General features: G+C 68.7%; 9 protein-coding genes. 5 read left to right on the top strand and 4 right to left on the bottom strand.

Going from position 1 to position 12408, the window contains the following annotated elements:
• Positions 1 to 89 precede the first annotated feature (89 nt).
• The 3 genes from ACJ8AT_RS07060 to ACJ8AT_RS07050 all read left to right on the top strand — a co-directional run bounded on the left by ACJ8AT_RS07060 (position 90) and on the right by ACJ8AT_RS07050 (position 3229).
• The gene (locus ACJ8AT_RS07060; protein ID WP_407736852.1) at positions 90 to 1388 is read left to right on the top strand and encodes an amidohydrolase; all 1299 of its coding nucleotides are present in this window, start codon (positions 90 to 92) and stop codon (positions 1386 to 1388) included.
• 123 nt (positions 1389 to 1511) lie between these two features.
• Positions 1512 to 1943 (top strand): DUF2383 domain-containing protein, encoded by a 432-nt coding sequence (locus ACJ8AT_RS07055; protein WP_407736851.1) that lies wholly within the window; start codon positions 1512 to 1514, stop codon positions 1941 to 1943.
• Between the two features lie 125 nt (positions 1944 to 2068).
• The gene (locus ACJ8AT_RS07050; RefSeq protein WP_407736850.1) at positions 2069 to 3229 is read left to right on the top strand and encodes a hypothetical protein; all 1161 of its coding nucleotides are present in this window, start codon (positions 2069 to 2071) and stop codon (positions 3227 to 3229) included.
• A 204-nt stretch (positions 3230 to 3433) separates the two neighbouring features.
• Here the strand turns inward: ACJ8AT_RS07050 and ACJ8AT_RS07045 are convergent, their stop codons facing one another.
• Positions 3434 to 4972 carry a hypothetical protein gene (locus tag ACJ8AT_RS07045; RefSeq protein WP_407736849.1) on the bottom strand — a complete coding sequence of 513 codons (1539 nt, stop codon included), beginning with the start codon at positions 4970 to 4972 and terminating at the stop codon, positions 3434 to 3436.
• Positions 4973 to 5125: 153 nt separating this feature from the next.
• Between ACJ8AT_RS07045 and pgm the strand changes: the two genes are divergently transcribed.
• A complete protein-coding gene (gene pgm, locus ACJ8AT_RS07040; protein ID WP_407736848.1) occupies positions 5126 to 6763 on the top strand; it encodes a phosphoglucomutase (alpha-D-glucose-1,6-bisphosphate-dependent) in 1638 nt (545 codons plus the stop codon).
• Positions 6764 to 6774: 11 nt separating this feature from the next.
• On the top strand, positions 6775 to 7266 hold the full coding sequence (locus ACJ8AT_RS07035; protein ID WP_407736847.1) for an N-acetyltransferase family protein: 492 nt from the start codon (positions 6775 to 6777) through the stop codon (positions 7264 to 7266).
• 29 nt (positions 7267 to 7295) lie between these two features.
• On the opposite strand, the gene ACJ8AT_RS07030 is transcribed toward ACJ8AT_RS07035, so the two are convergent.
• From ACJ8AT_RS07030 to ACJ8AT_RS07020, 3 genes are read right to left on the bottom strand one after another with little or no spacing between them, the layout of a single operon-like run.
• On the bottom strand, positions 7296 to 9134 hold the full coding sequence (locus ACJ8AT_RS07030) for a PAS domain-containing protein (RefSeq protein ID WP_407736846.1): 1839 nt from the start codon (positions 9132 to 9134) through the stop codon (positions 7296 to 7298).
• A gap of 21 nt (positions 9135 to 9155) precedes the next feature.
• Positions 9156 to 10676, bottom strand: coding sequence for a pyridoxal phosphate-dependent decarboxylase family protein (locus tag ACJ8AT_RS07025; protein WP_407736845.1), 1521 nt, complete (start codon positions 10674 to 10676; stop codon positions 9156 to 9158).
• A 36-nt stretch (positions 10677 to 10712) separates the two neighbouring features.
• Positions 10713 to 12302, bottom strand: coding sequence for an FGGY-family carbohydrate kinase (locus tag ACJ8AT_RS07020; RefSeq protein ID WP_407736844.1), 1590 nt, complete (start codon positions 12300 to 12302; stop codon positions 10713 to 10715).
• Positions 12303 to 12408: the final 106 nt, after the last annotated feature.

Raw genomic sequence — 12408 nt, 5'->3', positions numbered from 1 at the left:
GCAGGCCGAACCCTGGACAAGGGTGTGGTGTAATCCTCCGCGCGCATTCAGCCATGGGAGGAAGCGTGCTGCGACGTTCGACTCGGTGGGTGGTTTCCCTTCTTGCGCTCGGAGGGAGTGCGCTCGCCGCCGAGCCTGCCCGCTCCGCGCCCCAGCCGCTCCCAGGCCTGGAGGCCCTCTACCCCCAGCTCGACACGCTCTACCGGGACCTCCACCAGTCCCCGGAGCTCTCCAGCCACGAGGAGCAGACGGCCGCGAAGATGGCCGAGCGCCTTCGCGCCCTGGGCTTCGAGGTGACGGAGAAGGTGGGCGGCACGGGGGTGGTGGGCCTGCTGCGCAACGGCAAAGGCCCCACGGTGATGATCCGCACCGAGCTGGACGCGCTGCCAGTGGAGGAGAAGACGGGGCTGCCCTATGCCAGTAAGGTGACGACGAAGGACGCGGCGGGGCAGACGGTGCCGGTGATGCACGCCTGCGGGCATGACGTGCACATGACGGCCTGGGTGGGCACCGCCACGCTCCTGGCCCGCTCGAAGGACCGCTGGCGGGGCACGGTGATGATGGTGGCGCAGCCCGCCGAGGAGTCGGGCTCGGGGGCCCGGAAGATGCTCGAGGACGGCCTCTTCAAGCGCTTCCCCAGGCCGGACTTCGCCGTGGCCGTGCACAACCTGGCCAACGGCGCGTCCGGGACGGTGGAGTACGTGCCAGGCTATGCCCTCGCGAGCGTGGACTCCGTCGACGTCACCCTCTATGGCAAGGGTGGGCACGGGGCTTATCCGCACACCACGGTGGATCCGGTGCTGCTCGCGGCTCGGACGGTGCTCGCGTTCCAGACCATCATCAGCCGCGAGCGCAATCCGCTGGAGCCCGCGGTGCTGACCGTGGGCTCCATCCACGGAGGCACGAAGCACAACATCATCCCCGATGAGGTGAAGCTCCAGCTCACCGTGCGCAGCTACAAGCCCGAGGTCCGCCAGCAGATCCTCGACGCCATCGAGCGCATCGCCAAGGGCGAGTCCATTGCCGCGGGCTCGCCGCGCCCGCCCTCCATCGCCATCACCGAGGGTACGCCGGCCACCTACAACGATCCGGAGCTCATGAAGCGGGTGGTGCCCGCGGTGAGCCGGAGCCTGGGAGCGGAGAACGTCCGCGAGGGCACGCCCACCATGGGAGGGGAGGACTTCTCGGAGTACGGCCGCGCGGGGGTGCCGGCGGTGATGCTGTGGATCGGCACGGTGGAGCCGGCGCGGTTCCAGGCGGCGCAGAAGGCGGGGGAGACGCTGCCTTCGCTCCACTCGGGAGTGTTCGCGCCGGACCGGGAGCGGACGATTCGCACGGGGGTGACGACGCTGGTGAGCGCGGCCCTGGAGCTGCTGGGCAAGCCGTGAGTGGAGGCGGGCGGGCGGACGCCTTGGGCGTTGCTCGCAGGGCGTAGGGGTGGAGGGAGCGCTCGTTGCCGGAACAGGGGAATGCCTCACTTTTGCGCGGATACCCGCACGAGGAGGATTCCCATGGCCCAGAACGACGTCGAGACGCTCAATTCGTTTCTGCGCGGAGAGATCTCCGCCGTGGAGACCTATCGTCAGGCGATTGGCCGCATCTCGGATGACCGGCTGCGCACGCAGCTGGAGGAATGCCAGAAGGACCATGAGCAGCGCGTGGCGGCGATCCGGGAGCGCATCGAGAAGCTCGGGGGGATGCCAGCCGAGGGCTCAGGCCCCTGGGGAGTGTTCGCGAAGCTGGTGCAGGGCGGCGCGGATTTGATTGGAGAGAAGGCAGCCGTCCAGGCGCTCGAAGAGGGCGAGGACCATGGCCTGGCGGACTACCAGCGGGATGCGGCTCAGGTGCATGGAGACGCTCGCCGCCTTGTCCGCATGGAGCTGCTGCCGGCCCAGAAGCGCACCCACGAGCGGCTGAGCCGGCTCAAGCGGACGCTGCACTGAGGCCATCAAGAGGGCCGGGCGGGAAGAAGCACTGGGGGCTTCCCGCTGCCGTGCTACGCCAGCTCATCGAGCCGCTCCAGCGTGAGCGCGAAGAGGCGGACCGGTGCGGCATATAGTCGCCAGTCATGGGACGGCCCGTCGCGGACGAGTATCGGCTGCGCTTGGAGGGCCGGGCGGAGCTGCTGGAGTCCGCCCGGCTCCGCTACCGGACCCTGCTCGAGGATCTGAGCGCGAAGATGTGGGAGGAGCGGCTTCGGAGGAACGTCGCGCTGCTCCGAGAGGTCGCGGAGGATCAGGCCCGCGTGGACGAGGTGCTCACCGCCGCCCTCCGCCGGGCCCAGGCTGAGGCCTGGCCCTCGCCCAGTCCGACCGTTCAGCTCCTGCGAGACGTGCAGGTGCTCCGCGAGAAGCTGGTTCTCAGCGTCGCCCAGCGTGCCGCTCGGGGCTCGGAGAAGTCGCTCGTCGGGCTGTTGAAGGAGCTGGAAGAGCAGGCGTTGACCGCTCCGCGTGAGCTTGCCCCCGAGCAACGTTGGGCCACGGCCCTCGAACTGCTCCCGGAGGAGCTCCCCTTGCTCCAGGAGGTCTCCGCGTTCGGCAGGTTCCTGGCCTCCCTCTTCGTGAGGCCCTTCGATCCAGAGGCCCGGCTTCCGTTCCGAGTCGACGAGCTGGGCGTGCTGCGCAGACGGTGGTCACCCGGAGAGGCGGCCCTGGCGTCGGCATGGTCTCGGCTCTCCAGGGTGGATCGGACGGGTGGGCTGGTGGGGGAGCTCCGCAAGCGCGCCGAGCGAGCCCCGTTGCAGCCTCCACGCAATGGCCCCGAGCACCTGCTGCATGCCGAGTACTGGCGCACGTTGGTGCGCAAGCACCTGGAGCTGCTGGTCCGCACGCGCGTACGCCCCATCGAGCCCACGGCCTCGGAGCGCATCAAGGTGGCGTGGTGGCTCTGTGCCGTCGAGTTCGTGCCCGAGGCCCGGCTGCCTGCCTCGGATGTGGCGAGCGATGGACGCGCGGGCTTGATCGAGCTGGCCTACGAGCTGCGGATCCTCCTGCGCCCGGACGGCCCCGAGGATCCACCGCGTCTGCCGGATGAGGCGTGGGAGCGCCTCCGGGAGCGCGCCCGCCGGGCCGATCAAGGAGCCCACGGGCCGGACGTCAAACGGGTCCGAGATGTGCTGCGGACCTTCATCTGGAAGCGCTCCATGGGCAACGCCGTCATGCGTGGCTGGCAGGAGTCATCCGCCGGCCTGGAGGCGCTCGTGGAGCAGGCCTGGAGTGTCGACCCGTAGTGCAGGCCCTGGAGTAAAGCCGCGGAGCACCTGGGGTTTTCTCTGCGACGCAACTCTTTGGAGCGATCCTCGACAATCCAAATGAGAAGGAGACCTGAGTGCCCGATTGGCCGGGTTCTCGGGAGCGTTCTCCCTCTCGCATCAACACCACCTGCTGCCCTCGTTGCTCCCCGACCGGCGACGAGGGCAGTACTCTTTGCGGGGCTACTTCTTGCTCACCCGGGGCGGGATCGTCAGCCGGGCCAGCAGCAGCGCGGCCAGCGCGTTCCCGGCGAACCAGAGCAGCGTGTACGCGGGAGGAATCAGCGCGACGCTCGCTCCTGTGAGTGCCTCCGTCACGAGGTAGCCGCTGAAGCCCACCGCGAGCCCCGCCGCGAACCGCCTCAGCAGCTTCACGGGGCCCGAGAGGATGGCGAGCACCATGGGGATCGCCGCGCTCAGGGCCACGGGCTGGGCCAGCGGCACGGAGAGGAAACGGTGCCACTCGGGCATCGGCAGTTGCAGCAGCTCGAACACGCCGCCGGAGTACCCCGTCCACCGGAACACGAACACGCCCAGCGTCGCGACCAGGAACGGCAGCAGGTAGAGCGGGTGGAGCAGCACGTTGAACAGGCCTGGACGCGCCTTGGCGCCCATGGTCAGCAGGGTGAGCACCAGCAGCACCACACCGAACACGGGCGGCTTCCAGTCCAGCCGGTGGGACACCGCGGCCGCCGCCGGAGCGGAGGAGTCCTTCGTGGGCGGCTGAGCGGCGACAGCGGGAGCCGGAGTGGTCTCGGCCTCTTCGCCCTCATCCGCGAGCTGCATCGACTGGAGCGCCGACGGGAGCTGCGCCTGAGAGAGGTTCGCGGAGGCCTGATCCACCAGCGCGTACGGGAAGCGGATGGCGCCGCGCAGGCGCCCCTGCGAGTCGGTCTCGATCGTGGCGCGCTCCAGGGAGTCGCGCACCGTGCGGAGCTCGGGCTTCGGGATGACGGCCATCTGGAGGAGGGCGGTCTTGCGGAGCGCCTCCAGCCACGTTTGCATCGCCTCTGCCTGCTCCTTGCTTCCGGTGAGCGCCACCGCGCGCAGCTCGAAGCCTTCCGGAGCCGAGTCAATGGCTCCCACGACAGCCTGTGCCTGGAGGTTTCCCGGGGCCTCCGAGGAGAAGCGCGAGCCGGACACCACTCCGCCCACCAGGGCGTGCTTCCAGCCGAGCTCGTCGATGGCCTTCACGATCGGGCTGCCACTCTCGAGGCCGTGACCCTCCCGCTTGCGAGCGAGCGCCTTCTTCAGCTCCGTGCTCGGGCCCATCAGCAGGTAGTTCCCATCGAGCGCCAGGTCCGCCGCGTGCGGCTTGATCGCCGCGGGCACCCCATCCAGCTCGGCGAGGGTGTAGCCCTCGGATTGAAGGTAGGGCCCCAGCCTGCTCCAGTCGAAGCGGCCGCGGGCGACGGCGAGCCCGTCCACTCCGGCGATCGCGTCCACGTCCTGGCGCACGTTGATGCCCGTCTTGTCGTAGAGCTCGCGCCCATCCTTCTCGAGCTTCTGGCGCGCCTCGTCGGAGAGCGGGAAGTTCACCTCCGTCATCTGAAGGATGCCCAGCTCGTGGGTGTCCGGCCCGAAGTAGGCCAGCAGCTTCGAGTCCTTGGGGATGAGCCTCGCGCCGAACACGCCCGGGAGCAGGCGGTCGAGGTAGCCGAAGTGGTACGCCGCCCCGGCCCCCGCGGCCAGCAGTACGACGAACACCAGCAGCTTCTTCATGTCGACGGCTCCTTCAGTGGGCCCTGTACCCCAGCTTACGCTGTGCGGGGTGAACGATTGCAGGACCTTGGAAGTCCCTGAAAGTGGACGGTTTTTCGCTCGGGAGCAACTTCCTACCTGACGCCCGGCGCCAGCTTCGTATCATCCGGCCTCGTGCCCCACCCACTCGCTGGCAAGCCCCCGCCTGATTCCTTCCTCATCCACCCCGAGACGCTGCGCGCCCAGTACTACTCGGAGCGTCCTGATGTTCGCGAGCCCGAGCAGCGCGTCGCCTTCGGCACCTCCGGCCACCGAGGCTCATCCGCCCGCCGGAGCTTCAACGAGGCGCACATCCTCGCGGTGACGCAGGCCGTCTGCGAGTACCGCAAGCAGGAGCGCATCGACGGGCCGCTCTTCCTCGGCATGGATACACATGCGCTGTCGCTGCCGGCTCAGCGCACGGCGCTCGAGGTGCTGGCCGCCAACAAGGTGGAGGTGCGCTTCACGGACGGAGTCACTCCCACGCCCGTCATCTCCCACGCCATCCTCACCTATAACCGCGGGCGGAGCGCGGGCCTGGCGGATGGCGTCGTCATCACGCCCTCGCACAACCCGCCCGAGGATGGCGGCATCAAGTACAACCCGCCCAACGGCGGCCCCGCGGACACGAAGATCACCGCGTGGATCGAGAAGCGCGCCAATGAGCTGCTCGGCTCCGGCAACTCGGGCGTGGCGCGCATGCCATACGAGCAGGCCCGCTCCGCGTCCACGGTGCGCACGTACGACTTCATCACGCCGTACGTCGCGGACCTGGCCAACGTGGTGGACATGGAGGTCATCCGCGGGGCGAAGCTGTCCATCGGCGCGGATCCGCTGGGTGGCTCGAATGTGGATTACTGGAAGCCCATCGCCGAGCGCTACGGGCTGAACCTCCAGGTGGTCAACGCCACGGTGGATCACACCTTCCGCTTCATGCCGCTGGATCATGACGGGAAGATCCGCATGGACTGCTCGTCGCCGTACGCGATGGCGAACCTGGTGGCGCTCAAGGATCGGTTCGACATCGCCTTCGGCAACGACACGGACTCGGACCGGCACGGCATCGTCACGCGCAGCGTGGGGCTGATGAACCCCAACCACTACCTGGCGGTGGCCATCTCGTACCTGTTCCGCAACCGCTCCGGGTGGAGGCCGGATACGGCGGTGGGCAAGACGCTGGTGAGCAGCAGCATGATCGATCGCGTGGCGCAGAGCCTCGGCCGCCGCGTCATCGAGGTGCCCGTGGGCTTCAAGTGGTTCGTGGATGGACTGCTCGATGGCTCGCTGGGCTTCGGCGGCGAGGAGAGCGCGGGCGCCTCGTTCCTGCGCCGGGACGGCACGGTGTGGTCCACGGACAAGGACGGCATGATCCTGGACCTGCTCGCGGTGGAGATCCTCGCGCGCACCGGGAAGGATCCGGGGGTCCACTACCGAGAGCTCACGGAGAAGTTCGGCGCGCCGCTCTACACGCGCATCGACCAGCCGGCGACGTCCGCGCAGAAGGCCGTGCTCAAGAAGCTCTCGCCGGAGGCCGTGAAGGCCACCACGCTGGCGGGCGAGCCCATCCTCCAGCGCCTCACCAGGGCTCCGGGCAACAACGCGGACATCGGCGGCCTCAAGGTGGTCGCGGCCAACGGCTGGTTCGCGGCGCGGCCGTCCGGCACGGAGGACGTCTACAAGATCTACGCGGAGAGCTTCCGCAGCCAGGAGCACCTGAACGCCCTGGTGGAAGAGGCTCGCGCCATCGTCGGCGAGGCGTTCTCTCGCGCGTAGAGTCCATGCCCATGTCCATCATTGTTCGTCCCGCCAGAGCCTCGGATGCGGATGCGCTCGGCCGCATGGGAGCCGCGCTCGTCCAGCAGCACCATGAGTTCGACACCCAGCGGTTCCTGCTCCCCGACGACGTCGAGTCCGGCTACCGCTGGTGGCTGAGCAAGGAGATGAAGTCGAAGGACGCGGTGGTGCTCGTGGCGAAGCGGGAGGGCGAGGTGGTCGGCTACCTGTACGGCCGGGTGGAGGCGCGGGACTGGAGCACGCTGAGGGACCGCCACGGCGGGCTCCACGACATCTGGGTGGACGAGTCCGCGCGAGGCACCGGAGCCGGCCGGCTGTTGGCCGAAGCAGCGCTGCGGCGGTTCGCCGAGCTGGGCGCGCCCCGCGTCATCCTCATGAGCGCCACGAAGAACGAGAGTGCGCAGAAGTTCTTCGCGAAGCTCGGCTGGCGCCCCACCATGGTGGAGATGACGCGGGAGATCTCGGACGAGGACTCCCCATGAGCCGGACGTGAGCGGTGCTCACCCCCGCTTCATGAGGGCTCCTCATCCTCGGGCGAGATGCGCGGCAGGATGAGCTCGAACCGGGCCCCGTGGCCCGGCCCCTCACTGTGCGCTTCGATGCGTCCCCCCAGCGCCTGCGCGCTGATCGCGGAGCTGTGCAGCCCGAAGCCGTGCCCCTTCGCCCGCGTGGTGAACCCATGGGTGAACAGCCGCGCCTTCACGCTCTCGTCGAACCCCAGCCCGTTGTCGGCCACCGCCGCCGAGGTGTGGCCCGCATCCTGCCGTACGCTCAGGGTGATCCGCGGCTGCGGATTGTCCGGCCGCTCGCGCACCGCGTTCTTCGCGTTGGAGATGAAGTTCACGAGGATCTGCACGATGACGTGCCGATCGTAGAGCTCCGGCTCCTCGTCCCCGTAGTCGCGCTGGAAGATCTTGTCGTACTGGTCCCCGATGGCGCACAGCCGGATCGCGTCCTCGACGAGCTCGCGCATCCGCGCCTTCTCGCTCAGCCGGATGCGGGCCCGGGCATAGTTCTGCTGGGTGGCGATGACGCTGGTGGCGTGCTCGATCTTCGTCGCCAGCGCGGCGCACTCCTCGAGCAGCAGCGTGCGCTCCTCCTCGAGCCGCGTGTGCAGCTTGTTCAGGTACTCGGGCACCTGCCGGCCCCGCTCATCCTTCGTGAAGAACTCCCCCAGCTCCTCGGGCGGCCGCGCGAGCAGGGAGGCCACCCGCCCCACCGAGGGGATGGGGATGCCCTGGATGCGCTCGCGCAGCACGGTGCTGCTCACGGTGATGCCGGTGAGCGCGTTGCCCAGGTTGTGGAGGATGCTGTTGGCGATCTCGGCCATGCCGGCATGGCGGGCGCGCTCCAGCAGCTCCTTCTGGGCGGAGTTGAGCTGCTCGGTGCGCTCGGCCACGCGGTGCTCCAGCTCCTCGTTGGCCCGCTGGAGCGCGCGCTCCATCCTCTTGCGATCGGTGATCTCCGTGGAGATGCCGCAGATCGCCGTGATCTTTCCATCCGTCGTGCGGAGGGGAAACTTCTGGGAGAGGAAGGTGCGCAGCTCTCCCCGAATCATCACCTCCTCCTCGAACTGGAGGGTGGTGCCGCTGTTCAGCACGCGCTGGTCATTCTCCACCACCTTGCGCGCATGCTCCGGCCCGAAGTTCTCCTCGTCCGTCTTGCCTACGAATTGAGAGCGTGGGGCGCCGTATTCCTTCTCGAACCAACGGTTGACCAGGAGGATGCGGCCCTCGCGGCTCTTGATGTAGATGGCGGCCGGCGAGTTGTCGATGAAGTCCTGGAGGTGCTGCCGGGTCGTCGAGATCTCCCGGCGAGAGACCTCATGGGCCTGGTTCTGTTCGGCCAGGTGCTGGTGCACGCGGGCATTGTCCAGGGCCACCGCGGCCTGGGCGGCGAGGATCTCGATGGCGCTCAGGCGGGGGCCCTCGAAGAGCTGCGGCGACAGGGCGTGCTCCAGGTAGAGCATCCCGTGCTGCACGCCGCGGTGGGTGAGGGGCGTGCACAGCACCGAGCGCAGGCCTCGCGCCCGCACCACCGCGTCGTCGCAGTATGGGGGCTGCTTGCTGGCGTCCGAGAGGACAATGGGCTCCAGCGTGCGGCGTGCGCCGTGAATCACCGTGGTGGGCAGCTCGGACAGGGCGCGGCTGGCGCCCTCGGACTGGCACTGGATGACCCAGCCCTGGCCCTCCTGGAACCCCAGGAGCGCGGCGTACGGAGCGCTGGAGTGCTCCTGGATGATGCGCAGCACCGTGCGCTGGAGCTCCAGCAGGGTGAACTCATTGGAGATGGCACGGATCGCTTTGGAGAGGGAGAGCAGATCGGCCAGGGAGAGAGGGGAAGAGCTCATGGGCCCATCGGGTGAGGGGGCTCAGACCTTGTAGAGCAGGTCCATGTACTTCTTGAGCAAGTCACTCAGCAGCCCACGGAAGGGAACCGTGGCTGCCATTCCATACACGGGAGCCATCGTACCCTTTTCCCCTGGATTCGCTCGGACATGCTCCACCGCGGCCTGGAGGTCCGCTAGGAAACGTTCCGCCACTCCCGGCTGGGTATGACGCAGCGTGACACACAGGTGGACGGCGGACGGCTTGTGCAGGCCGTTGAGGTTCCAGCCTTGGGCGCTCATCCGCTCCATCACCTGGTAGATGTTCAGCGTGCGAGAGCCAAAGGCGATGACGAACAGAGGCTCTCCCAACACATACAGCTCGGGGAGGGCCCGGATGCCGCGCTTGATGACCTCCGCCGTCTCGAGGATGTGCCGCGAGGCCTCCAGGTAGCCCGCCTCGCCCAGGGTCACCAGCGTGGCCCAGGCCGCCGCGATGAGCCCCCCCGGCCGGCTGCCCGAGAAGGTGGGAGAGAAGTAGATGCCGCCGGGCCACTCGGTGGCGGTGAAGTACTGGTGCGAGCGCAGCTCCGTGCCTCGGTACAGGACGACCGAGGTTCCCTTGGCCGCGTAGCCGAACTTGTGCGTGTCCGCGGACATGCTCGTGACTCCAGGCAGCCGGAAGTCGAACGGCGGCACCGGGTAGCCCAGCCGCTCCGCCCACGGCAGCACGAAGCCTCCCAGGCACGCGTCCGTGTGGAAGCCCAGGCCCCGCTTGCGCGCCAGCTCCGACAGCTCCTCGATGGGATCGATCACCCCATGCGGGAAGGACGGCGCCGAGCCGATGAGCACGATGGTGTTGCGAGTGATTGCCTTGCGCATGGCGGCCACGTCGGCGCGGTAGTCCGGCCCTACGGGCACCTTGACCAGCTTGATGCCGAAGTAGTGTGCGGCCTTGTCGAACGCCGGGTGCGCGCTGTTGGGAGCCACCATCTCGGGCCGGGTGATGCCCTGGGTGGCGCGCGCCCAGTCCCGGTACGTCTTCATCGCCAGCATGATGCTCTCCGTCCCACCGGACGAGACGGAGCCGCAGATGTGCTGCTCGGAGGGCTTGCTGGCGTTGGCCTCGGCGGCGCCCAGCATGTTCGCCGTCATGGCGATGACCTCCGCCTCGAACTTGGTGGCGCTGGGCCAGACATCCGCGTGCAGCGGGTTGCTCTGCGAGTGGAGCGCGTACACCTGGTTGACGAAGGCGATGTGGTCCTCCGCCCCGTGGTACACCGCGCCGGAGATGCGCCCTTCCTTCCACCGCTCGTGCTCTCGCTCCTCGAGCTGCTCCAGCTCGTGGAGGATCTCTTCTCGCGGGCGGCCCTGGGCCGGCAGCCGGTCGAAGGTGGGCACCTGATCCTTGTAGGGCTTGAGGCTGCCCTCCAGCTCGGTGAGCAGCGAGCCGGTCTCCTTGTCCAGCCGGCTGCGCACCAGGGGGATGGCCTTGAGGTACCGCTCCGCCACCGCGAGCAGCCGCGGAGGCAGATGGGACAGCAGATCGAGATCGGGGAGCTCCATGGCTGTCTCTCCTAACCTAGCGCCGCCTCAGGTGCCTCAAGCACTCTGGGCCCGGTTGAGCCGCGCGAAGATCGATTTGTTCGCTTTGTAAAGCTGGAGGAACTCCCGGAACAGCTCATCGTAGATGCGGCGGTTCTTCGTGTCGGGCTCGTACGTGCGGGCCACGGGGACGAGCGCTGGAATCTCGTCCACCGTGAGGTGGCCCAGCGCCACCGCCGCCTGGAAGGCCGCCCCTCGGGCGTTGGCCATCACCGGCTCGTCCACCTGCAGGATGGTGCGGCCCAGGACGTCCGCGTAGATCTGACACCACAGCTTCGAGCGGGCCCCGCCGCCGATCATGCGGATGGCCTCCAGCTTCCGGCCAGCGAACTTCTCCACGTAGGGCAGCAGCCAGCGGGTGTTGTAGGCCACGCCCTCGAGCACCGCGCGCACCAGGTGCCCGCGCGTCGTCTGGAGGGACTGGTTGAAGAACCCGCCGCGCGCCAGCCGATCCTCCACCGGCGAGCGCTCCCCGTTGAGCCAGGGCAGGAAGATGAGCCGGTCACTGCCGGGGGGGATGCGCTCGGCCGCTCGTTCGAAGCCCGCGTAGATCTCCTGGGAGGAGCGGGCCGTGGCATGGTCCTCGGTCTCGAAGAGCAGGTTCTTCAGGGTGACGAGGCAGATGCCGGCGGACTCCTGCTCGTTCGCCAGCAGGTAGCGGCCCGGGAGCGCCGAGGGTAGCGAGCCCATCTGGTGCAGCAGATCCGTCTTCTTGAAGGGCACATGGCAGCTCAGCCACGAGGAGGTGCCCACGCACAGGTGGGCCTCGAAGTCGCGGACAGCGCCCGAGCCGACGGCGGCCGCGAGGATGTCCGGAGTGCCCGACACCACCTGGACGCGCTCGCTCAGCCCGAGCGCGCGGGCCGCCTCGGCGCTCAGCGGGCCGAGCACGGACGCCGCGGGCACCAGGTCCGGGAGCTTCTCGCGCTGGAGCCCCGTCATCTTCAGCAGGCGCTCGTCGTAGCGCACCCGGTTCAGCTCCCGGTTGTCCGTCACCCAGTGCAGGGTGATGGAGTCGTACGAGGCGGCGAAGCGGCCCGTCAGCCGCAGGTTGAGCCAGTCCTTGGGCTCGAGGAACTTGTAGGTGTTGCGGTAGATCTCGGGGTGCTCGTGCTGGAGGTAGAGGATGTGCCCCAGCGGATCCTTGCCGGACATGCTGGGGGCGCCGCCCGTCAGCCGCACCCAGGTGAGCGCCTTGTTCACGCCGTAGCCTTCGATGGAGACGAGGCCTCGGGTGACGCGCTGGATGTGGCGGGCCCCGCGCGAGTCCATCCAGAGAATGGCGGGGCGAAGAGGCCGCCCCTGCTCATTCACGGCGACGGTGCCGGACCACTGGGAGCCGACGTTGACGCCGATGATGTCCCCCACCGGGGCGACGCCCCGCTCGAGCAACCGCCGGGTGGCGCGGACGATGGCGGACCACCAGCTCTCGGGCTCCTGCTCGGCGCCGCCCTCGGGGAGCAGGGAGAGCGGGATGGGCTCTTCTTCTCCTCCGAGGATGACGCCCCGTGTGGTGATGAGGGCCAGCTTGACGGCTGAGGTCCCCAGATCGATGGACAGGATGGATGGGCTGCCGGCGGTTGCCACGTTGTCCCCCCTCGTAGCCAGTGTCGCGCGTGAGGCCGCGGCCCGCGCAATCTACGAGCCGCGGCCCGCGCACGCTACCGAGAAGGAGCTTTCGTTCATGGGGCAG

The organism is Hyalangium sp., assembly GCF_045802625.1.
Taxonomy (GTDB): Bacteria; Myxococcota; Myxococcia; order Myxococcales; family Myxococcaceae; genus Hyalangium.
Note: the sequence above shows the minus strand (reverse complement) of the source record. Positions and strands in the feature narration are given on the sequence as shown.

Coding starts and splice junctions, on each gene's coding strand:
- ACJ8AT_RS07055 (WP_407736851.1), top strand. CDS start 1,512: ATGGCCCAGAACGACGTCGAGACGCTCAATTCGTTTCTGCGCGGAGAG.
- ACJ8AT_RS07050 (WP_407736850.1), top strand. CDS start 2,069: ATGGGACGGCCCGTCGCGGACGAGTATCGGCTGCGCTTGGAGGGCCGG.
- ACJ8AT_RS07045 (WP_407736849.1), bottom strand. CDS start 4,972: ATGAAGAAGCTGCTGGTGTTCGTCGTACTGCTGGCCGCGGGGGCCGGG.
- ACJ8AT_RS07035 (WP_407736847.1), top strand. CDS start 6,775: ATGTCCATCATTGTTCGTCCCGCCAGAGCCTCGGATGCGGATGCGCTC.
- ACJ8AT_RS07030 (WP_407736846.1), bottom strand. CDS start 9,134: ATGAGCTCTTCCCCTCTCTCCCTGGCCGATCTGCTCTCCCTCTCCAAA.
- ACJ8AT_RS07025 (WP_407736845.1), bottom strand. CDS start 10,676: ATGGAGCTCCCCGATCTCGATCTGCTGTCCCATCTGCCTCCGCGGCTG.